The organism is Moorena sp. SIO4A1 (assembly GCF_010672065.1).
In the GTDB taxonomy this organism is placed as follows: Bacteria; Cyanobacteriota; Cyanobacteriia; order Cyanobacteriales; family Coleofasciculaceae; genus Moorena.
Map to the genome: position 1 here is coordinate 1 of NZ_JAAHHX010000089.1, position 21,164 is coordinate 21,164.

Here is a 21,164-nt window from a genome sequence, read left to right on the forward strand (position 1 = left end):
AAAATCTGGAAGCAGATATTAATGCTACTAAACGACAACTAGCAACAGCTGCTCCTCCGGAATCCTATCAAGAACTCGAAGATGCACTAAAACAGGCACAAACGGAATTGGCTCAAGCTCAAGCAGCTTACGAAATCGCTAAACGCCGCTGTGATAAATTAGGATATGCGATCGCACAAAGCAAAAAAGACTTAGCCAGGTATGGTGAAGAAACCATTGACCGCAAAAATGATCAGCATATGCTTGCAGCATCTGCATTAGTCCAACAGAGCCTTAAGGTTTTCCGGGAACAGTTAACTCTGAGAAAACTGAATAAATTAGAACATGAGGTAACCGAATGCTTTCTTTATCTCCTTCATAAATCTGACCTAGTCCATCGAGTTGCCATCGACACCAACAGCTTCAGCCTATCCCTGTACGACCTACAAGGAAAACTTGTACCGAAACATCGTCTATCGGCTGGGGAAAAGCAATTATTAGCGATCGCATTATTGTGGGGACTAGCCCGTGTTTCTGGACGTAATCTACCCGTAGCCATTGATACCCCCCTCGGACGATTGGACTCGTCCCATCGCAGCAACCTAGTGGAACGCTACTTCCCCGCTGCCTCCCATCAGGTGATTCTGCTGTCTACAGATACGGAAATTGGTAAGGTCGAAGCTAAACAATTACGAGAAGCTGATGCGATCGCACAACAGTATATACTCAATTATGACCCAGAAAAACATCGAACAACCGTGGAATCGGGTTACTTTGACTCAGAAAAGGTCACGGCATGACCATAAATGTTGTTGATTGCCCATGTAATTTGTCTTGCACTACTTCTAGGACAGGGTCTAACGTAATCCTGTATTCTCCTTCTTGCTCCAAGGTAATGCTAGGGCCTGGTTGATAGGGCTGACTAGGATCCGCCGTAGGATCCAAACCCACCCTCGGATAGTTACAAGAATCGTCTTCCCCTGGTATAGGATCACAAGGGTAATAGACAACTGGACTTTGCAAATCGACCATAAACTGTTGTTGGCTACCATCTGGTAGGTAGAGAGTCATTCTCAACGGAATCGGCTCTAAGATATTGACAGGGTCACCAACAGTTTTAAAAGCGAATTGGACAGTTTCTCCAGCAGTAATTGGTTGCTCTTTATCTAGTATTGTCCGGATGGTTAGAGGTTTTGACAGTAACTGTGGTTCTTCTACTAACTCTTTTGTCTCATTATAGCCGCAAGCAGTAATCAATAACGGGCTAATCAATAGGGCAATGGCGAAGACAGTTTTACGAATGTACATGCTTGTTAATTTTATCGCTATTTGCTATCAAAGACGCCAATTTACCCTAAAAAGTTCTACTGACGGCTGAGTACTTATAGCTAAATCATGATCTGAATATTTCTATCTTTTTACAAGTATTCAAATTGCCAAACTATCACGACTTTGGGCAAATACTAAAGTAGTTTTTCATAAACCGTAAACCTGATTTCATTAATATATACATGCAACCCCCAATAAACCAGATCACACTTTCCCAAACTGCCAAAGACCAACTAATAAAACTCAAACGTCAAACCAAAATCCCTCAGTGGAATGTCCTTTGCCGCTGGGCAATCTGCCGTTCCCTCGCTGAACCGACAATGCCCTCCCCGGTTACCATACCTGCTGATAGTAAACTCGAACTCACTTGGAGCGTTATAGCAGGAGATATGGCTGATCTGATCCTGATTGCTCTGAAACAACGGTGCCATAACGATGGCTTAAGTTTTGAGCCAGAAACTCTAGGGAATCAGTTTCGCCTGCACCTTCATCGAGGTATTGGTTACTTAGCAGGGGATACCACTATTAAAAAAATTGAGGATTTGATCGCCCTGGCTGTTATCAAGGATCAAGGATGAAGTATAAAAGGTGAAGTCTTACTCAGGACTCAGGAGTTAGCATTCTCGGACTCAGCACTGAGCACTGAGGATTGAGAACTATAGTGTTCAATGCGGTGCGTTTGCGTAGCAGTTCTTTCAGAGCATCGCGAAGCAGTTCCAAAGGAACATCGCTTTTTCTGATGCTGCAAGGAACGAGCACTCCGCAATCGATAGATCAGCTTTACACTCAACCAATAACTAACCACAGCACAAACCAACCCAACGGCAAAACAACCAACAAATAAGGTTAGGACAATTTCTGAGCCCAATTCTCTAAATTCCTGCCAAGATTGGAAACTCACATTAGCCAATTCATCCTGATTCAGTAGCCATTCTCCGACGTGAAAGTTGAATGCAAAAATCGGTACATAAGTCAAGGGATTACTAATCCAAGTTCCAGCAGTAGCAGCTATTTTGTTCCCTCGCAAGAGTACCGCCAGCAAAATCCCTATAAATAACTGGAGACCAAACAGCGGAAAGAACCCAGCAAACACACCACATGCTAAACCTCGTGCGATCGCTTCTGGTTTTCCTTGCATACGAACCAAGCGCCAATATATGTATTTTAGGCGTCGTCTAAAAGTTCCCCTCGGTCTGATCGACTTTCGTTTACCTAGGTCAAGGGGTTTGGTGGCTGAGGGTAAAGGCTGTGGGTAGCTTGACAGGGATTTTCTAGACATTTTGGCAAATCAATCAGCAACCAACCCTCTAGCAACTGGGGCAGATTATTAGTCAGCAGGTAATCTTTACTGTAGCGGAAAATTAGCTTCAAGGGCGAAAGCCAAAGGGCAAAGGGGAAAATAAAGCTACAAAAATCTTAATAAATTTTATGCAAGCTTCCTTATACCTTGTGCCTTTTACCTTGTGCCTTTTACCTGACTGCCATGGCTACGAGGATCATCTTGAGTAGTGATTGTAACTGACAGGGAATCGTCAATATCCGAAACCGTACCACTAGCTTGGCTATAAGGTAAAGGCACATGGGTTACTATGGCATCTAAGTTAGCTTCGAGTACTTGACGGGGTTGTTCTCCAATAGTTTGGGCGATCACTGTGCTGGCTTCATCAAAATATACAAAATGAGGAATACCATCTACTCTATACTTGACCAATTCTGGTAACCACTTGCTGTTATCCACATTCAGCATGACAAAATTGACTTTGGTTTTATACTGCTGTTTCAGTTGACCCAAATCCTTTGCCATGGCTTGACAACTGGTACACCAGTTGGCATAAAACTCCATCAAGGTTGGCTTACCATTGCTGAGTGCCACCTCTAGAGGGGTAGATGCTTCAGCTTGGGCTTCCAAGGAACCGAGACTAGTATCAGTTTTTAATCCCAAGAATAGGGCAACACCCAGTGCGATCGCTACTAGGGCAATTAAAAAGTTTCTGATCCGGTTGCCACTAGTGGGTACTGAAGGGGAGGAGGATGGTGTAGTTGAGTCTGGTGAATTAATAGCCATCTTGCTACAACTTTCTTGCTATAACTTTATAATTGTTTACATTTTACAACAAGAGCACTTAGGCACCAACAGCCTTAAAACCCGGTTTCTCGTTATAAATCTGGCAATAGCAGGGTTTGGGGCGTAACTGCTGAGCAACTTAGAAGTAGATCAGATTAAAAGGTTTTTTGTTGACGGTTGACGGCTGACTGTTGACTGTTAACTATCAAGGAGTGGGAATGTTACGTTAATTTTTACTGGTCTACTGATAAAGTTTCACAAATCACCATGAAAAAACGGGTAACTCTGACCTTTCCCCGACGGGCGATTCAGATGCCGGTGGCTTACCGACTGGCAAAGGATTTCAATGTGGCTGCTAATATCATCCGGGCCCAAGTCGCTCCCAATCAAATCGGCAAACTTGTGCTAGAGTTATCTGGCGACATTGATGAGTTAGATGCTGCGATTGAGTGGATGCGATCGCAAAACATTGATGTTTCCCTGCTAAGTCGCGAGATTTTGATTGATGAGGATAGTTGTGTCGATTGTGGCTTATGTACTGGGGTTTGTCCCACTCAAGCCCTTAGTCTTGAGCTAGAGACATTCAGATTGAAGTTTAAGCGATCGCGTTGCATTGTCTGTGAGCAGTGTATCCCCACTTGCCCTGTTCAGGCCATTTCTACAAATTTTTAAGATTTCAGACGCCTTAAGCTATTGCCCAACAACCCTGTTTTCAGGCACACTTTCAGATAAAATCAACTAAATATCAACCCCAAGAGGAGCCCTCATGATACCAATTCTTGTAGCTATACTTGCAGCAGCCGTTGTTGGGGCAATCGTATTTTTTATACTGCAAAATAAACTGGATTTTCTATCCGAACAAACCGACATAAAATTAGAAGTTTTTCAAAATAAGTATGAGACTAGGATAGAACAAAATTCTCAAGCTCTGCAAGAAAGTTATCGAGAGCAATTAAATCAGAAAATTGAGGAAGTCAAACAGCAGGGAGAGTCTAGCGCTGCTGCTGCTGCCCAACCTTTACAGGAAAACTATCAGGCTCAGTTAACCCAAACCACTAATGAGCTGAAGCAACAACTTGATGCTAGTCTTCTGGAAAGTGTCCAATCCTCGGAAGCAAGATATCAAGAACAATTGACACAAGCTACCCATGAGTTAAAGGAAGAACTTGAGTCTAATTTTCGCCAAGAGCTGCAATCTTTGGAAGCAAAATATCAGGCTGATTTAGAGTTAGCCCATCAAAAAATTGCTGAATTAGAACAAGCGCATCAATCTCCAATACCAGACGAGGTTAAGAACCTAGATGAAACAGAGGAAACTTCCGCGCAAACTGGTAATGAATTAGTCGAATTATTAGAAGAGGCAGAAACCAATCAAGACGAGCCTCAACCCGTGGTCAAGGACGAAATGTTGCCTGAGCCCAGTCAGCCAGAGCAACCAGTGCTGACAGAAACCCCAAGTATTACTGCTCAGCCCAGTCAAAGTGATCTCGACTTAGGTGAAACCATAACTGCTTTGGGAAATTATGGTCAAGCCAGGGATATTCCCCAGTTAAGTAAGTACATCAATCATCCTGAAAGCCTCATTCGTGGCTCAATTGCATCAGCCTTGGGGAAAATTGCTGCTGCTCAAGGACTCAGAGCCGAAATTCAACAGGCCATACCGCTGATTGGCAAATTGATTCAAGATCCCCAACCATCCGTGCGACAGTCTGCTGTTGAAGCCCTGAGTAATATTAAATCTGAAAAAGTTATACCCTTGCTTGAAAGGGCATTAAGGGATCCAGATAGTAATGTGGTTAAATCTGCCAGTGCTGGGATTAGTCAGTTTAAGAGTTATCGGCGAACTCAACCACCCAAACCTGCTAAGAAGACTGTAAAGCCCTCTAAGCCTTAACTTTACTCTAATCGAAAAGCATAGCCCAAAACCCTAGGGATGTGGGGATTGATGACCCTTTCTCGGTAGTCAACCCCCATGATTGAGTCCAACTCTCACCCATACTCCCTTGAACAAAGGGGGCTGGTATCCTGCAGGACTTCTAGCTAGTTTAGTCAGCGTCGCTTTCAATGTGGATAAACAAAAGTCCCAAAACTACAGTAGGCATAACTAAGCCTATGAAGGGGACTAGCATCGTTGGTAAGAAAGAAGCTGCGTATGCGCCTGTCATATCTTATTTTCCTATTTGCAAATTAATACAGTAACAAGTTTAACCGATACTTTTTAGCTACCAAAGTCTACCAAGATAGACCAAGGCCCGCCAATGCAAGATGCTTTCACATCCAGGGGGTATCTCCCAAAGCTCTGACGGAATATCCCGCGAGCGCCATAAAAATGTCAACAAAGTTGGTTCCACCGTAGGTCGAGAGCGCAACTATTAAACCCTTGGTTTTCGGCTTTAATTTAAGTTACATAATAATCCCTGTCGGTGTTACCCTAATTTAAGTCTAACAAATAATAAGAGTTTTTGGTAGACTCTGCGACATTTTCTCTAGCTGTTTACTAACCTTTCACCACACCAACCCAATCAGGTATGGTGTTGGTTGCCAGTTTGATCGGAAGTAAGCCTCTACCTACGGAAGTAGGTGCCGGTCTTACACTGCCGAGGCAGGGCTTTGCTCTACATTAAAGACCCAGCACTGCTATCCAGATGACTGGAAAACGGCAGATACCCGCTTACTAGAGGGGTAGATTAGTGACATACTCCCACACGCTTATCGTTCGCGTAGCGTCGGCTTCGCCGAAGATTACAGTGTGGGCTTCTTACCAACTCCAGCCATCGCTTAGGATACTCGGTAAGCTTTATTAACGACACGGGATGCCCCTCCGCGCCGGAACAATACAATAAGTTCTATTTTTAAGCACGTAGGTGGCGGTTAGCTCTTAATTTGTTTTCCCTACTATTTTTAGTATAACGTTTTTCAGGCTGTTTATAGCGAGTTAATGCTCCGCGATTCATCCCACACTCATGCTGCGCATGTTCGTTGTGGGGCATGCCCAGCGGAGGAAGCTAAGCAGGTAAACAAAATTAATTGCACATTTTCCAAAACTCAAAGCCTTGCAGGGTAAGGGTTACATAAATTTGGAGTAGGTAATTAATTCTGTGTAGGTGCTTATCGATTTTTTCGACAAGTTAATCCTATCATGGTTCACGACTATGAAATACCTTGATCTACCTCGGAATTTCCGAGACAACCTGTGGCAAAAACCTGATGATTGCTTCTGCCCTTGCTGAGTCTTTGATGGAGTCAATTCTAATCAGTCTGCCATTCCTCTATTGACATCAACACCTGTCGTTGACCTAGACAAAACCACACAAGTCCAGTCAATTTGGGTTAACTTCCCGTTTCACCTCATAGCATGAGAGGGGTGATCCCAACCCGCCTTTATACCACCGACCCAGTTTCTTCAATGGCTCAGATTACTGGAAAGTTTATGCCAGTCCGATAATTATTAAGATTTTTAACAAAAATTGCCCAATAAACTTTACAAAAATTAATTACTTTTTGTTACAAAAACCTAATAAGCTAAAAGGGGGTTAGTCATCAAAACCGTTGGTTTTAGGTGATTACAATAGTTTGGCAAAGGTGATTTTACCGTAAAGAACTAAGGCGAAAATTTTTGCCATTGACTAAGAAGGTTAGGAAAAAGAACAATATCTCGTATAATTCGTTACGAGAGGATGCACTTCTCAGCGACGATTACTCGTGCTGATTCTTTCAGTTCCTTTTCTCCCCCCTAAAGTATTACTACTCAAGGGGTTTATCCGATTTTATAGGAGATAAATTTACAATGACGATGGATGTAATTGACCATGGTGGAGATCCCCAAGTGGGTAATCTAGCCACCCCAATTAATTCCTCTGCTTTCACAAAAGCTTTCATCAACAACTTGCCAGCCTACCGTAAAGGGCTCTCAGCCAATCGCCGGGGTCTAGAAGTTGGTATGGCTCATGGCTACTTTCTGTATGGACCGTTTGCCTTACTAGGTCCGTTACGTGGGACAGACTATGCCAGCACAGCTGGTTTACTGGCAACAGTTGGCTTAGTGGCTCTTCTGACAGTTGCTTTATCTATTTATGGAGCGGCTGGCTCCGGCAAACCTAAGGCAACATTGACAACACCCAATCCACCAGAAGACTTAGGAACTAAAGAAGGCTGGAGTGAATTTGCCAGTGGTTTCTTGCTTGGTGCTTGTGGCGGGGCATTTTTCGCCTATTTCCTATGCCAGACACCTCATCTAGCGCCACTGCAAAAGATTGCTAGTGGAGTATGGTCTTCTTAACTCTGACTGGAGACAAGAGTTTCTGATCGCGCAGCGGAGGCGAAAGCCGATAGCTAAGCAAGAGAGTAAGGTGACTGACACTTAGTTAAATCACCTATTCTCTTGTTGGCACTCCACCAAAGACGTCGATTTCAAGAAAAGAGGGATGTTCCTTTAATAATAATTGATGCTCCAAAAAGGCTTTATTTTGTTTGAAGCACAAAAAAAGATACAATACCTTAGCCTGCAAATTAATAATTAACTAAATGACCCCTAGTGGTAATTCAAAATTCAAAATTCAAACTTCAAAATAAAGAAAATCATAAATTTGGCAATTTTTTAATTCTGGGTACAAGCCCCCACTGATTGTCATTTTGAATTAATAATTTTTAATTTTGAATTGGAGCGAAGCGACTTGACTTTAGCGGAATTAAAACCTGGAAAGCTTGCCATTATCGAGAAAGTTCAGATCGGTTTGCAGGTCGAAGGTCTCGCCAATCGACTAGAAGCAATTGGCATTATTCCTGATAGACAGGTACAAGTGTTGCGCTCAGCCTGGTTTGGGGGACCGTTACACATTAGAGTTGGTTCCACCACAGAAGTAGCTATCCGACGGCAAGAAGCTAGCATGATTGTAGTTAACCCTGTCAAGGAATAGTTAGCGGTTAGTGGTTAGGGGCGCGCCTAGCTGATAGCTTACTACTCAAAGTCTAAACAGCGGATAGCCTCTAGTAAGCCTCTAGCTTTATTGAGGGTTTCTTGATATTCTTTTTCTGGGTCAGAATCTGCTACCAAGCCAGCACCAGCTTGCACTGACACGGTATGTTTACCAGAACCACATGAGCGAACTACCATAGTCCGGATTGCGATCGCACTATTGAGCTGACCTTCAAAATCGTACCAGCCATAGACACCCGAGTAAGGCCCGCGACGTTCTGGTTCCAGTTCCTGAATGATTTCCATTGCCCGAATTTTGGGGGCTCCACTCACTGTCCCCGCAGGGAAACAAGCTTTCAGTAAATCCCAAGCTGTTTTACTAGCATCCAGCTCCCCTACTACATTGCTAACAATGTGCATGACGTGGGAGTAGCGCTCAATGAGCATCAGTTGATCAACTCTGACTGTACCACTCTTGCACACACGACCCAAGTCATTGCGACCCAGGTCAACCAACATAATGTGTTCGGCAATTTCCTTTGGATCTTCGAGTAACTCCTGAGCTAGAGCTTCGTCTTCAATAGGAGTTTGACCCCGACGTCGAGTTCCAGCAATTGGTCGTAACGTTGCCTGGATTTTTTCCTCTGGGGAAGCTGTTGCCTTTACCATTACCTCTGGGCTAGATCCAATGATTTGCCAGTCCCCAAAGTTAAAATACGCCATGTAGGGGGAGGGATTAATCAGCCTTAGGGAACGGTAAAGGGCAAAAGGGTCACCCTTGTATTCTGTCGAGAGGCGCTGGGACAATACCACCTGAAAGATATCCCCAGCTCGGATATAGTCTTTCGCTTTTTCGACATTAGCGCAGAACTGGGATTTGTCTGTATTGCTGATATAAGACAGTTCTTGAGTAGCACTATCTGGAGGTGTCCATGGGAGTACTGTGTCCTTACCTAAGAGCTGCCCTTGTAGTTTGTTGACCAGAGTACGAACGCGATCGCATGCTTTTTGATAGGCTGCCTCTAAATCTCCTTGGGCATGTCGTAGATCAGCATAAGCGATCACCCAAATCTTACGCTTGACCTGATCAAAAATAATCAGGTTGTCCACTTGCATCCACAATCCATCGGGCAAGTCATTGGACTCTAGGGGATAAATTGGCACACGGGATTCACAAAAACGAATTAACTCATAACCCCAAAAACCGAACAAACCGCCAATTCCTGGCGGCAATTGGGGTAACTTTACAGGTTGATAGGATTTCAGACAATTCGCTAAGGTTTCAAAGGGGTCTCCCTCAAATACTGTGACTGAGCCATCCCGGTTGGTCTGAGTCGTGCGATTTCCCCTAGTTTCCAATACCCACAGGGGGTCACAACCTAGTAAACTGTAACGTCCCAGATTTTCCCCACCTTCTACCGATTCCAACAAGAAGCTGTAGGGTTGACCAGCACAGACCTTATACCAGGCAGAAACTGGCGTTTCTAAATCCGCCACCCACTCCTGGGTTACCGGTACAAAATTACCTTGTTGAGCTACGGTTGAAAATTGGGAAAAATCTGGGAAAATCATGGTCTTTCTCAGCTCAAGGTTAAAAATTCGGCAAACAGCTGAAACTGTTGGTCACAACGTTCAACTTTTTCCCCTTTACCTTATCACTGATGAACTAAACCTCGTGAGGTGCCTTCCCACTGAACTTGATAGTTACAGGTTCTGGGTTGCTGCCAATATTGCGGTCTATTTTCCCTGCATAGGGACGCCCTTCGTTGACTTTCTCTGGGAATACCCCATCTGCAGGATGCAGAAACTGGATTTCACCATTGGGATAAACCCGGTAAATTTTATAGTCTTCGATTTTGGGCTTAAATTTCGTCCGCAGTTGGGTTCCCAATGCCAGACACTGTTCCTTACGAGCTAAGTAGAGCAAGTTTTCCCCTTCATTCATGATGGCAGCGCCACCAGTAGGCATTTCAAACACTTGCTCTTTTGAGCTTGTCCAGGTGATAGCGTATTTTTCTTCAACTTCAGCTTTGGTCAGCAATCCGCCAGTGCTACCACCAAATATGGGAGTTTGTCCCGTCAGTTCTTCTGCCATAGTTTTTTTCTCGTGTCTATAATAAGGCATTCAAGGGAATGCTATCATCGAGTTCATACCTGTCTGGCTACTTTGTCAAGAACTGTAACAGTTCTTTAGCTATTCCTGATTTTAGTCATTAGTCTTAGTCATTGGTGATTAGTCATTGGTCACGTGTCATTTCTGCTGCCGCGAGACTTTCGGCTGATTACAAAGGAGCAATAACAAATAAAATATAATAAAAACACACAAAATAAATTTTGGTTACCAGTCAAGCCAGTGACCTGAAACCACCCACATCTCCCTATCCTAATTTTTTTTATGTGAAATACTCTGAAACTTCTGTGTCTGGTAAGAGTGGGCTTCTCCCCAATCTCAGCCTCACCCATCCCAGCCCTGGCTATTTGCTTAGGTCAATTATTTGCTTAGGTCAAAGAGCCCCCGTTTGCTTATAAAGCCAGCTTCACTAACGGCGGGATCTGCCTGCGCTAATTAAATCAGACAATTAAATCAGGTAATTAAATCAGAAAGGGAACCGACGACTGGCCGTGTTTCGTCTCGGTTCCCTGACTGGTTCGCTCCTCACACATCCGTAAATATACCGAAAGCTTTCTGGATTTGTCAACCCCTTTGGCAAAATTTTTTTTTCGGTCAAAGTTCACCTGGTGCAGGGACACCCAGTTGGTCTTCTAGAAGCGATCGCAAAACTACTTGAGTTACTCCCACTAATCCTAACCTTGCTTGAGCCAGCCTAGGGGTCTGGTGTTTCACCTCCCCCCAAATGCGACATCTACGGTAGAACTGCTCAAACGCATTACTCACAGAACTTGCCAACTTTAGCCAATTCTTTGATTCGGTTCCACTCAAGTAGTCTGTCAAGTCAATAAGTTGACCAATCAAAAGTCTTTCTGCTGGATGGAGCAACTGTATAAGCGGCTGATTTGTCCCTGTTCCTAGGTCGTCTTTTAACCAGGGAATTGGATATGGCACAACTATCAGTCCCCTAGAGGTTTTCAAGTCCATACTCTGAATCTGGATTAGGCCCTGGCGATGAGCCAAGTGCAGGAGTGAGCAGCAACGAGCATGGGCATACTGAACTCTAAAGATCTTGGAAGTATCTTGCCAGAAGAGTCCTGAGTGCTGAGTGTTAAGTTCTAAGTAGGGCAAGAGATTTTTTTGACCTTGTTGAGGCCGAAAGCTAATCAGCGTATCTGTTGAAGGTTGAATCCAATCTTGTAACCAAGTTGCTAACCCCTGATCTGTCAGCCAAAAATTAATCCAGCCTGGAGGAGCTACTTCAACCTCGAATTCGATCAAGTTTTGTTTCCCACCATCTTGAGTTATGGTTGGCAAAGATACAGTTAACTGATCAGCAATGGCTAGAGGACTTTGCTGCATGGCGCGAGAAAGCTTGAGAGCGATCGCTGAGCGATATGCTACACCAGTATTATCTGAGCAGCGTTCTAAAGGAATCGTTTCCAATATCAACTGGGGAATACCAGAATATACCATTGCTCTCGATATCTGTTGTTGTAATCGGGTACTCAGGGCAGCAGAATTACCTGACAAATTTACGCGCCATGAGCTACTCATCAAGGTATTTTTTGTTACTTTGGAGTCCATGTAAGATCTAGATAAACTTGTGTATCCATCAGGCTCGGAGCTTATGTATTCACCATCCGACCCATTAGAGGCATCCCGACCCTTTGTAACTTGGCAAAGGATCTTAGATTGGGGACAGGAACACTACCGTTATAGGACGTTTAGCAAAGATGAGCGGATTCCTACCCGTCCTGGGTTGTTGTATTTGGTAGAGCGGGGGGCAATCCGTTTGGTGGGTACTTCTCAAGTCAGCGCTAGCCCCAATTTTTCTGGATCTCAATGCTCCCATCAGAATATGGAAGAAGCATTTTTAGGATTCATTGGTGCGGGTCAGCCTTTTGAAATTGTTGCCCTTTCACCCTTCACACTTCAGGCTTACTCCCACGTTGAGCAAACTGCTGTGGTATGGATGTACTGGGATGACTTAGACAACTGGCCACACTTCCGACGGGAGATCTTAGATGCATTTAGGCTTCAGCATCAACGCAAACTACTGTGGCTGAGTACCTTAGGACAGCGACGAACCATTGATCGGCTCTTGGGATTCCTCATACTATTGGTTGAAGAGTTCGGGGAACCGTGTCAGGAAGGTTACTGCTTACCATTTCCCTTAACTCATGCACAAATCGGTAGTGCCATTGGCTCCACCCGCGTGACTGTCACTCGCTTGATCGGAAAGCTTCGCCAACGGGGAATCATCAACACTCAGAAGGATAATTTAATTTGCTTATCAGGTGACTCAGTACCTAAGATAACTCCTAATTAGGTACACTTATAGATACTTGTGTTCGAGTAAGTGCAGTGGAAATCTAATTTACTGCCAAACTGGCAACACAGCCATGGTAAATTGCTTTTTAATAAAGACATACCTAACAGATCGCACAAATCAGCCATCCTGTGCCGTAATTGATGATCAGCTTGGCTGTGCTGTGAGGGGTAACACCCTTCACAACACAGCCAGTTTTTTTTATAGCAATGGGTGTAATGGTATTTCCAAATTTCCAAATTCAAGGGACGAAGCCATGCAGCGCTACTCCCAGCTCCGAACGCGCCCCGCGTGGCCTACGGCCTCAGTCCCTGCTCCCTAAAACCCAATAGGTGCGCTTTCCGTTCTCCGTAGGAGCGCTACGCGAACGGCGAATTAAATTCGCCACGGGTCGCACCTCAAAATGAGAATTGCTATAGTTTGCCCACCCTAATTTAATTGGTATTTTTTTTACACCCAAGTCCCTAAGCGGATTTGAGCTTACCTTAACTTCTGAGTATTTGCTACCAAACTTTCAGCAAATTTATCGAAGCGCTCGGAGAGTTTTTTATCCAAAAGCTTGCCATCTTCACCAAAGGCTTTCCAAGCCTGACCAATGGCAATTTGCTCTGGAATGACCCAACTATGTACCCAGCGCATAATTATCCGTAGGTCATTGAGAGCGTTACTATTAGACTGACCCCCCAATACACTAATCAAACCGGTAACTTTGCCTTCGAGATGTTCAAAACTCATCAAATCTAGGGCATTTTTAAGTACACCACTGACACTACCGTGATATTCCGGTGTTGCCAGAATTAAGCCATCAGCTTGCTTCACGGTTTCCTGTAATCGGGTGACATCTGGATAGTCTGCATAGTCACTATCACCAGTGCAAAATGGTAATTGCATCTGACGCAAGTCAAGGATTTCAGTGGATATACCATGAGCTTTCACTCGGTCTATGGCATGCTCTAGAGCATGATAGCTATAGGATTCAGGACGTAAACTACCACTAATTCCAACAATGTTCACCATCTCACTAACCTCTGTTTAACTATAGTGCTGATTGCTGATTGCTGAGTACTGATTTCTGAGTGCTGAGTGCTGAGTCTGGTTGACTGTCAACCGTCAACCAAGCTGAGTGCTTAGTGTTTCAGTAGGTTAGGTGCGCTCTTACCATTAAGAATTAAATTCGCCACGGGTCGCACCTCAAGTTGTGATTTTTTGTCGTGAAAGCTACCAATTATCTAAGGAAAGCGGCTATTATGCGTAGTCGTTATGACTACGTTTAGTCTAGCAAGTTGGCAGCAACTTTGTCAAACTCCTGTTGTGGCAGATCGGAGTATGTCGATCATGACCGCAAGGATACATTCGACCATCATGCTGTGACTGATAAGGCATAGGTGCGCTCTTACCATTAAGAATTAAATTCGCCACGGGTCGCACCTGATCATTTTGTTGCTTGAATCTGCAGGGCATCGAGATCAGCCCGAATGGCTAACACAGGTCCTGGTGATTGACTAGTAATTAGAGCCGCTTAGCCTAGAGCCATTCAACCTAGAGCCAATGAACCTAACCAAATTAATCAATACAGTCTCCTGACCTAGAGTCAACCTACTACTTGAATTGGACCAGTGGTACTGGCACTAAAGAATTGCTGCACTAGAGGATTATCTGTGGTATCTATCTCCCCAACGCTGCCGGACCACTGTACTTTGCCTTTGTAGAGGAAAACAACCCGGTCAGCGGTGCGGCGAATTGTACTCTCCTGATGGGTAACCATTAGGTAAGTACTACAAGCGTTTTCTTCCCGTTGTATCTGGCGCACTAAATCTTCAATCACTGTTGAGGCGATCGGGTCAAGTCCAGCGGTTGGTTCGTCGTAGAGTAACACCTCTGGGTTGTCCCTGGGATTATCAGGATTAGAAATTATAGCACGGGCAAAACTGACTCGTTTGCGCATACCTCCTGATAACTCAGCTGGGTAGCGGTCTCCAACACCAGATAACCCTACCATCTCCAGACTTTGATTAACCAATTTCCTAATTCGATGATGTGGTAGTTTAGAGTGCTGGTAAAGCAAGAAACCCACATTCTCTTCCACCGTCAGCGAGTCAAACAAAGCTGCTTGCTGAAATACCATACCAATGCCAATGGGATCTTGAGCATCTTCTATTAAACCGGAGCGCCGTTGCCCTTTAACATAAACTTCACCAACATCAGCAGGTAGTAAGCCAGCAATAATCCGAAGAATTGTTGATTTGCCGGTTCCAGAAGGACCAATAATGACTAGGGCATCACCCTGATAAATTTTTAGATCCAACTGATTCAAAATGACATTACTCCCAAACGATTTGCTGACTCCCTTGAGTTCAATCAGTGGTTCTGGCATCGAATATTTCTGACATTTTTCATTGTCTTCTCCATACAATGTATAACCTCTTCATCAAATAGAACTACTTTTTGGTAATCAGGAAATTCTCCTGTATGCAGGCGCACAGCCACTTGCCCTAGCCCCTCACTGAAAAGGAGTTGTTTAAACAAAAGGTTGTCCGTAAAGGACATAATGTGAGCAGCAATGGCGCACTCGCCTTCCCAGCCAAAGTCCACATCGAGTTTAACGTGATGCCTTTCATGAATACATCGGAAAATTAAATTGACGTCCTTACCTAGTAGATCTGATTCATTATATTGGGCGCTGATTCTAACATTTCCTTGTTCAAAGTCAGCTTTGATGTCATTCAGACATAGATCTGGTCCTCTAAAGTAGGGTTGGTAGTCAACATACTCAAAATTAACACCTTGCAATTCTACCTTTGCTAAGTCAATGACAAATTGACGAAACTCTCTAAGTAAGGAATTAGGAGCTTCATAGACTGGAGCTGTCATATAACCGTGGGCTAATTCTTCAATTGTCATTATGATCTCCTCCTGTCCATACATGAACTCCTAGGAAGTTTTGTATAATTTTTTCATTCACAATGTATTCACACCATTAGTAGAAGATAAGTTATATACTGCCCATAATATTGCCATTATCTATAGGGGGGTTAAACCCCATAGTGTCTAAGTTGTATCTTGGCAACAAAAGAGTTAAAGCTTCCGCGTTAAATTCCTAACACTTGGAAGCCAAGTTGGGTTTCTTCTAAATTGTGATATTTATTGACAATAAAGACGTCGCGACAACCACTTAAACAATACTTTAAGAATCAGAAATAGTTCAAAAAGCTTGCCGTGAATTTACTTAAATAGTTCTCTGGAATACTGCAAGAGCTTTATCTTATTTTGATTTCAGAGCCACCCTAGCTGGTTATTTAAGAATCTGACCCTGACAAAGGCTTTGTTAAGAATATCTAAATCATTCAAGCCTGTTGAAGAAGCATTTAAATTAACTCTTCCCGCTCCGGTTATCAGTAATAACACGTACATAGCTCACACTCACTCAATTTCGGTTACTTCAGATGGATTACCTCTAACAATCTATGCACCGAAAATATAGCTGTTGATTCCATAATAACTATGTGCTTAAGGCTAATCACCGATAGTATTGTCATGGCTTCAGGGATATTGCTTATTAGTATTTATATCCATAAAAAAGCCAATCTATAATCAGTGAATTTACGGAATATTATCTTGGGTTACAGGGGTAATCTTCAGTATTATAAATAGCTGTAAATGTTAAAGTTTACCCTTATTACTAACGTGATTGACCCTGATTACTTGCTTTTATATTTCACCAGCGAGATGACAACCAATCGAGAATCAGTGAATTTACGGACTCTGGGTTTTCGTCATGAGGGCAGTGACCAGCCTTAGGAATTCCTACAAATTTTACGTCTTTACCCTGATGACTCTGTTTTTGGAAGATGGTAGCACCAGAAATCGGTGTCCAAGGGTCTTCTTCTCCCCAAAGAATGAGTAGAGGACTTTGTAACTTCGGTAAAAGTTCACTAGGTCTAGGACCAGGAGGAGCAGTAAGAACTGATGCAAATACCTTTTGAGCACCGGGATCACAAGCAGGCTGGTAGATTAACTCTACAAGTTCCTCTGTAATGGCATCTGAATCACAGTAGACTTGACGAAGGGTGCTGCGGATGCGATGTTTCTGGCGGATACGGTTAAACAGGAACGGTCCAAAGGTTGGAGAGTTCACTAATCTCGTAAAAGCTGCCATGACCAAGCGCAAAGGTAGATTTAGCTCTTCAGGGCGGTGATTGAGTCCACCAGCACTGTTGATTAAGACACCACCAGCAGCAATCTCAGGATAGTTTGTGACCACCATCAGACTTAACAGAGCACCAATGGAGTTACCGATAAATATGGTAGGTTCATTGATGTAGGTATCCCAAAAGTCCTTTATTTGTTGTTGCCACAACTCTACGGTGTAGGATAAGGCAGGTTTATCAGAACCTCCGAATCCCAGCAGATCGATGGCAAACACTCGATAACCCCCTGCGGCTAGGACAGGAATATTCTTACGCCAATGTCCAATGGATGCCCCAAAACCATGAACCAACAGTAGAGGCTTACCAGTCCCCATGACGGTGTATTGAATATGGTTACCTTGCCAGTTCCAAACATGGTTTTCCGTAGTGTGGTAGGGTATTAGTTTTTGTGTAGACACAGCTTTTTGTTAACTTTAATTAACTTACTCATTTTAATATTACTAAATATTTAGGTACTAAGTTGATTCTGGATGATAAATTAGTTATAATAAAAACTTATATTAAAATACGATTAAACATGACCTAGCAAGGATTGATCAGGTCAAGGCTTCAATCTCAGCTTTCCACTCCCAGGAGGATACCACTTAACCCGCCCTTGGTAAGTGGCGAGGTAAGTGGCGAAATCGGGCATTGTATAATTTGGGATAATAGTGACCTTAAAGCTAGAGCTGGTCAGGATTTCGGGGCGCTTATCACCCTCACAGAACATGAACAGATTAAATACAAATTAAATTTAGATGCGTGGCACGCTTATGACTTAACGTTGATTGACTTCTAGTAAACCCGCAGGAGGCGTAATCTCAATCCGACCATTTTCGAGATCGACCACTGGTGCGATCGCTTTCACAAAGGGAATCAGTACCGTTGCTGGCTGTGGTTCCTTCTTACCCTTGGATTGGCGTTTCTTGCTAGTTCGAGTGGGTGGTGCAGTTTCCGCATCGGTTGGGGGCGGTTGCACTGAAGATTGCAATTTAACTTTCAAAAGGTCATTACCAGCTGGGATCACATCTACGACTACTCCCACAGCTTCACCAGTGAGTTGATTAAACACTTCAAGGTCAATCAAGTCTAAGATGTGATACTCATCTTCCTCTAACTCTGGGCGATCGCTGGCTGGTACCAACAGTTGATAACCGCGCAACGCCTCTGACTGATCCCGGTTGTCTACCCCCTTTAGCTGCACAACATATAACCCTTTACCAGGGACAAAACGTCCCCAAAGTAATTCTGCAGCTTGGGGTGGATTATCCCCTGGTGGTTTTAACCAGCGCTGTCCTGGCTCCTCAAACCTCTCGGGAAAGTCAGAACTGGGATAGACTCGCAACTCTCCTTTTAGCCCATGGGGGGAAACAATTCTACCGATTTCTAGCCAGTCGTCATTGGTCATTTGAGCATTTTTAGGTAAGTGAACTAAGCACTAAGGGCAAGGTATAGCACTACGCATTAAGCTTAGGACATTCCTAAACTCAGCAAACTTAGTCATAGCTTACTTTTGACTTCTGACGCAAGAACCTTGCTGACTTGCGCGTAGCGCTATAGTACCATCATCCCTAAAGGGGTCCGAGAGCGTGGATAGCGCGGACCTGTCATTTTATTTTATCCTGATTCCCGGCATTTTGCTCAGAAAAAATAATAGAAAACACACTATAAATTGCCAGGAGAATTGTCTATAAATTTTCCAATAAAATCGGCTAATATGTTTCCTCAATCTATCAATTACTATTCTGGCTAAATTAAGGGCAATTAAAATCTATGAAATTACTCGTTTTTTCCTAGGAAAATAATAAACAATTTAAGTATAAAAATTATCAATATATTTTATAGTAAGTATAACATAGACAGGATGCCGACACTAACAGGGCTTGTGGGCTTCTGGATTTTAAAAACTCTTTTATAAACGTTATAGATGCTAACAGTCTAATCAGAGTTACTTCAATCAACGCAATTCGGCATTAGCTCACCTTCGAGAGCTGAATGGCTTTATGGAAGGGATTGAGATTGTCGAGCTTCTCTTGATGCCGGCAATGCCAGCGGACTAGGACAATTGTCTAGATTTGACCAATCTCAATCATATCTTTGACTGCATCATAAAGCTGAATTACACTAAATTATTCCTTTATCATCCTAATAATTTACATACCAAATGGTTAGCTATTTGTCAAATTTTTTATACATTCTCGGAGAAAGAAAACTCCGACTAATCCCTCTTCTGTTATTAATCTTACTAACCTCCCTCTTGGATACTGTAGGTATTGGACTTGTCGGGCCATTTATGGGGTTAGCTACTAACCCAAGGTTGATTGAACTAAATTCTCGGCTGCATTGGGTTTATGTCAAGTTAAGTTTAACTTCTGAAGTTCAGTTTATTGCCTTGCTAGGTTTAATCATTATTGTTGCCTTCTGGACTAAATCCTTATTAAGTTTCCAAGCTCAAAAATATATCTTTAAATTTAGCTTTACTCAGTATGGTGAACTATCATCAAATTTGCTCCACGCCTACTTGGTAGCACCTTACACATTTCATCTCAGAAAAAATACAGCTTTTTTGATCAACACGGTTTTGGAAGACTCTGGAGTTTTTAGTGTAAAATTTATGATTCCTTTCCTAAAAACCGTAGCTAGTTTTATTATTATAGTATTTTTAGTTGTTTTACTAATAATCACCGATCCGATCGCCACAATTACTCTAGCCTTGGTTTTACTAATTCCCTTGGGAATTATCTACCAATTTAAAGACAAAATTTCCGAATGGGGAAAAAAAGTATCTCAATCTAAGGAGGAAATGATTCGCATCATCAATCATAGCCTTGGAGGATTAAAAGAAACACGAATTATTGGTTGCGAATCTTACTTTGAAAGGCAAATGAGTGATCAAGTCGATCAACTGGTTAATGGCATGACATCGTTTCATACTTTCCAAGCTTTGCCTCGCATTATAATTGAAGCGATTTTAGTGACATTTTTAGTAGCTTTTGTATCTATAGTGTTAGTCTTTAACCTTGGAACAGAAAATATTATCCAAGTTTTAGGTATTTTCGCTTTGGCTTCTGTGCGCATGATTCCAGCATTTAGTCATTTAACATCTAATATTGCTTTGATGCGAAACTCCAGCTATTCGATTAATAAAATATACTTGGATTTAAAAGAGTTAGAAAACATTGAAGTAGAGAAAATTTTTGAGCCTACATATTTATCATATTTATCTCCCCTATCCAAGCCTAATACTCCCTCAGAGCAATTCAGGTATTTTGCCAAGTCCATTGACATTAATAGAAGTCTATCACCGGAGGATAATCAAATTGAAATTAATAGAATTACCTACCGCTATCCCAAGGTTTTAGACCCTACTATTATGAACATATCCTTGACTATCAACAAAGGTCAATCTATTGGTTTAATCGGTAAATCAGGCTCAGGTAAGACAACATTAGTTGATGTTATTTTAGGTCTATTAGCTCCTGAGAGTGGTGAGATTAGGTACAAGGGTAAATCGATATATAATAATCTGCGTTCCTGGCAAAATTTAATTGGCTATATCCCACAGTCGATTTTTATGATAGATGACACAATCGAAGGAAATATTGCCTTTGGTGTTCCAAAGCATTTAATTGATCGAGAACGATTAGATCAGGCTATCCAATCTGCTCAACTTGCGGAGTTTGTTGAGCAATTGCCTGAGGGAGTTAACTCTGTTGTTGGTGAACGGGGAGTGCGTTTATCTGGTGGTCAACGCCAGCGCATAGGAATTGCTCGCGCACTTTACCATCAGAGGGAAATTTTAGTCTTAGATGAGGCGACTTCTGCACTAGATAATGAAACTGAATACTTGGTTAATGAAGCAATTAAATCCTTGAATGGCACTAAAACGATGATTATCATTGCCCACCGTCTCTCCACTATTGAACATTGTGATTGTATCTATTTACTCGATCAAGGTCGTTTAGTGAAGTCAGGTACTTATCAAGACATTATTTTAAATGAACAAAGCCTTAATTTTTGAATTGGAAAGACGCAGGAGCAGGTTAGTTATAGCAATTCTCTCTCCCATGAGGTGCAAAGAGATCCCCCTAAATCCCCCTTAAAAAGGGGGACTTCAGCTCAGGGCTATTTCATTCTAAAAAGTTGCTTAAGCGTGTCTAGACCAAAAGAACAAAGTCGTTGAGCTTGTGCCATATTTTTAAACATTTGGTCACGGTATAAATTGAGTGTAAAATTACGAGCTATGG

At 42.8% G+C, this 21,164-nt stretch carries 20 protein-coding genes; 8 read left to right on the forward strand and 12 right to left on the reverse strand.

The window, feature by feature from the left end; all coding sequences use genetic code 11:
- Positions 1 to 779, forward strand: a 779-nt coding sequence (gene dndD, locus F6K53_RS31875) for a DNA sulfur modification protein DndD (protein ID WP_293083455.1), incomplete at its 5' end; no start/stop codon positions are given.
- Here dndD and F6K53_RS31880 read toward each other — a convergent pair.
- Positions 769 to 1,287, reverse strand: coding sequence for a hypothetical protein (locus F6K53_RS31880; protein ID WP_293066084.1), 519 nt, complete (start codon positions 1,285 to 1,287; stop codon positions 769 to 771). The two genes, dndD and F6K53_RS31880, sit on opposite strands and share 11 nt — an antisense overlap.
- A 203-nt stretch (positions 1,288 to 1,490) precedes the next feature.
- Here F6K53_RS31880 and dndE point away from each other — a divergent pair, with 203 nt between their 5' ends.
- A complete protein-coding gene (gene dndE / locus F6K53_RS31885; RefSeq protein ID WP_293066081.1) occupies positions 1,491 to 1,886 on the forward strand; it encodes a DNA sulfur modification protein DndE in 396 nt (131 codons plus the stop codon).
- A gap of 29 nt (positions 1,887 to 1,915) precedes the next feature.
- Here the strand turns inward: dndE and F6K53_RS31890 are convergent, their stop codons facing one another.
- Both F6K53_RS31890 and F6K53_RS31895 read right to left on the reverse strand, forming a co-directional pair.
- Positions 1,916 to 2,587 carry a DUF2062 domain-containing protein gene (locus tag F6K53_RS31890; protein ID WP_293083458.1) on the reverse strand — a complete coding sequence of 224 codons (672 nt, stop codon included), beginning with the start codon at positions 2,585 to 2,587 and terminating at the stop codon, positions 1,916 to 1,918.
- Between the two features lie 177 nt (positions 2,588 to 2,764).
- Entirely contained in the window at positions 2,765 to 3,373 is a 609-nt protein-coding gene (locus tag F6K53_RS31895; RefSeq protein WP_293036674.1) for a thioredoxin family protein, read from the reverse strand.
- A gap of 267 nt (positions 3,374 to 3,640) precedes the next feature.
- Here F6K53_RS31895 and F6K53_RS31900 point away from each other — a divergent pair, with 267 nt between their 5' ends.
- Positions 3,641 to 4,045: an NIL domain-containing protein gene (locus tag F6K53_RS31900; RefSeq protein ID WP_293023286.1), complete on the forward strand. Its 405-nt coding sequence runs from the start codon at positions 3,641 to 3,643 to the stop codon at positions 4,043 to 4,045.
- 94 nt (positions 4,046 to 4,139) lie between these two features.
- Entirely contained in the window at positions 4,140 to 5,267 is a 1,128-nt protein-coding gene (locus F6K53_RS31905) for a HEAT repeat domain-containing protein (protein WP_293072746.1), read from the forward strand.
- 151 nt (positions 5,268 to 5,418) lie between these two features.
- Here F6K53_RS31905 and F6K53_RS31910 read toward each other — a convergent pair whose 3' ends face one another.
- Entirely contained in the window at positions 5,419 to 5,538 is a 120-nt protein-coding gene (locus F6K53_RS31910) for a photosystem I reaction center subunit VIII (RefSeq protein ID WP_071986957.1), read from the reverse strand.
- Positions 5,539 to 7,166: 1,628 nt separating this feature from the next.
- Between F6K53_RS31910 and F6K53_RS31915 the strand changes: the two genes are divergently transcribed.
- On the forward strand, positions 7,167 to 7,652 hold the full coding sequence (locus tag F6K53_RS31915; protein WP_198954299.1) for a photosystem I reaction center protein subunit XI: 486 nt from the start codon (positions 7,167 to 7,169) through the stop codon (positions 7,650 to 7,652).
- Positions 7,653 to 8,046: 394 nt separating this feature from the next.
- A complete protein-coding gene (locus F6K53_RS31920) occupies positions 8,047 to 8,289 on the forward strand; it encodes a FeoA family protein (RefSeq protein ID WP_293083461.1) in 243 nt (80 codons plus the stop codon).
- 41 nt (positions 8,290 to 8,330) lie between these two features.
- On the opposite strand, the gene trpE is transcribed toward F6K53_RS31920, so the two are convergent.
- From trpE to F6K53_RS31935, 3 genes are all read right to left on the reverse strand, one after another.
- Positions 8,331 to 9,860 (reverse strand): anthranilate synthase component I, encoded by a 1,530-nt coding sequence (gene trpE / locus F6K53_RS31925; protein ID WP_293083464.1) that lies wholly within the window; start codon positions 9,858 to 9,860, stop codon positions 8,331 to 8,333.
- A gap of 94 nt (positions 9,861 to 9,954) precedes the next feature.
- Positions 9,955 to 10,383, reverse strand: a complete 429-nt coding sequence (locus F6K53_RS31930) for a photosystem I reaction center subunit II PsaD (RefSeq protein WP_293023275.1) — start codon at positions 10,381 to 10,383, stop codon at positions 9,955 to 9,957.
- A gap of 630 nt (positions 10,384 to 11,013) precedes the next feature.
- Complete coding sequence (locus F6K53_RS31935; RefSeq protein ID WP_293023273.1) at positions 11,014 to 11,955, reverse strand: DALR anticodon-binding domain-containing protein; 942 nt, start codon at positions 11,953 to 11,955, stop codon at positions 11,014 to 11,016.
- A gap of 73 nt (positions 11,956 to 12,028) precedes the next feature.
- On the opposite strand from F6K53_RS31935, the gene F6K53_RS31940 reads away from it, so the two are divergent.
- The gene (locus tag F6K53_RS31940) at positions 12,029 to 12,730 is read left to right on the forward strand and encodes a Crp/Fnr family transcriptional regulator (RefSeq protein ID WP_293023271.1); all 702 of its coding nucleotides are present in this window, start codon (positions 12,029 to 12,031) and stop codon (positions 12,728 to 12,730) included.
- Between the two features lie 480 nt (positions 12,731 to 13,210).
- Here F6K53_RS31940 and F6K53_RS31945 read toward each other — a convergent pair whose 3' ends face one another.
- From F6K53_RS31945 to rimM, 5 genes are all read right to left on the reverse strand, one after another.
- On the reverse strand, positions 13,211 to 13,747 hold the full coding sequence (locus tag F6K53_RS31945) for an NADPH-dependent FMN reductase (protein ID WP_293023269.1): 537 nt from the start codon (positions 13,745 to 13,747) through the stop codon (positions 13,211 to 13,213).
- A 574-nt stretch (positions 13,748 to 14,321) separates the two neighbouring features.
- Positions 14,322 to 15,104, reverse strand: coding sequence for an ABC transporter ATP-binding protein (locus tag F6K53_RS31950; protein ID WP_293083467.1), 783 nt, complete (start codon positions 15,102 to 15,104; stop codon positions 14,322 to 14,324).
- Positions 15,089 to 15,631, reverse strand: coding sequence for a hypothetical protein (locus F6K53_RS31955; RefSeq protein WP_293083470.1), 543 nt, complete (start codon positions 15,629 to 15,631; stop codon positions 15,089 to 15,091). Before F6K53_RS31955 ends, F6K53_RS31950 begins: the two co-directional genes overlap by 16 nt.
- An 814-nt stretch (positions 15,632 to 16,445) precedes the next feature.
- Positions 16,446 to 17,336 (reverse strand): alpha/beta fold hydrolase, encoded by an 891-nt coding sequence (locus tag F6K53_RS31960; RefSeq protein WP_293030143.1) that lies wholly within the window; start codon positions 17,334 to 17,336, stop codon positions 16,446 to 16,448.
- Positions 17,337 to 17,695: 359 nt separating this feature from the next.
- Complete coding sequence (gene rimM, locus F6K53_RS31965; RefSeq protein ID WP_293030146.1) at positions 17,696 to 18,325, reverse strand: ribosome maturation factor RimM; 630 nt, start codon at positions 18,323 to 18,325, stop codon at positions 17,696 to 17,698.
- Between the two features lie 849 nt (positions 18,326 to 19,174).
- Here rimM and F6K53_RS31970 point away from each other — a divergent pair.
- On the forward strand, positions 19,175 to 20,938 hold the full coding sequence (locus tag F6K53_RS31970; RefSeq protein ID WP_364304483.1) for an ABC transporter ATP-binding protein: 1,764 nt from the start codon (positions 19,175 to 19,177) through the stop codon (positions 20,936 to 20,938).
- Positions 20,939 to 21,164: the final 226 nt, after the last annotated feature.

What these genes read in the sequence shown, in the direction of transcription:
- F6K53_RS31880 (WP_293066084.1), bottom strand. Translation starts at nt 1,287, where the DNA reads ATGTACATTCGTAAAACTGTCTTCGCCATTGCCCTATTGATTAGCCCG.
- dndE (WP_293066081.1), top strand. Translation starts at nt 1,491, where the DNA reads ATGCAACCCCCAATAAACCAGATCACACTTTCCCAAACTGCCAAAGAC.
- F6K53_RS31890 (WP_293083458.1), bottom strand. Translation starts at nt 2,587, where the DNA reads ATGTCTAGAAAATCCCTGTCAAGCTACCCACAGCCTTTACCCTCAGCC.
- F6K53_RS31895 (WP_293036674.1), bottom strand. Translation starts at nt 3,373, where the DNA reads ATGGCTATTAATTCACCAGACTCAACTACACCATCCTCCTCCCCTTCA.
- F6K53_RS31900 (WP_293023286.1), top strand. Translation starts at nt 3,641, where the DNA reads ATGAAAAAACGGGTAACTCTGACCTTTCCCCGACGGGCGATTCAGATG.
- F6K53_RS31905 (WP_293072746.1), top strand. Translation starts at nt 4,140, where the DNA reads ATGATACCAATTCTTGTAGCTATACTTGCAGCAGCCGTTGTTGGGGCA.
- F6K53_RS31910 (WP_071986957.1), bottom strand. Translation starts at nt 5,538, where the DNA reads ATGACAGGCGCATACGCAGCTTCTTTCTTACCAACGATGCTAGTCCCC.
- F6K53_RS31915 (WP_198954299.1), top strand. Translation starts at nt 7,167, where the DNA reads ATGGATGTAATTGACCATGGTGGAGATCCCCAAGTGGGTAATCTAGCC.
- trpE (WP_293083464.1), bottom strand. Translation starts at nt 9,860, where the DNA reads ATGATTTTCCCAGATTTTTCCCAATTTTCAACCGTAGCTCAACAAGGT.
- F6K53_RS31930 (WP_293023275.1), bottom strand. Translation starts at nt 10,383, where the DNA reads ATGGCAGAAGAACTGACGGGACAAACTCCCATATTTGGTGGTAGCACT.
- F6K53_RS31935 (WP_293023273.1), bottom strand. Translation starts at nt 11,955, where the DNA reads ATGAGTAGCTCATGGCGCGTAAATTTGTCAGGTAATTCTGCTGCCCTG.
- F6K53_RS31940 (WP_293023271.1), top strand. Translation starts at nt 12,029, where the DNA reads ATGTATTCACCATCCGACCCATTAGAGGCATCCCGACCCTTTGTAACT.
- F6K53_RS31945 (WP_293023269.1), bottom strand. Translation starts at nt 13,747, where the DNA reads ATGGTGAACATTGTTGGAATTAGTGGTAGTTTACGTCCTGAATCCTAT.
- F6K53_RS31950 (WP_293083467.1), bottom strand. Translation starts at nt 15,104, where the DNA reads ATGCCAGAACCACTGATTGAACTCAAGGGAGTCAGCAAATCGTTTGGG.
- F6K53_RS31955 (WP_293083470.1), bottom strand. Translation starts at nt 15,631, where the DNA reads ATGACAATTGAAGAATTAGCCCACGGTTATATGACAGCTCCAGTCTAT.
- rimM (WP_293030146.1), bottom strand. Translation starts at nt 18,325, where the DNA reads ATGACCAATGACGACTGGCTAGAAATCGGTAGAATTGTTTCCCCCCAT.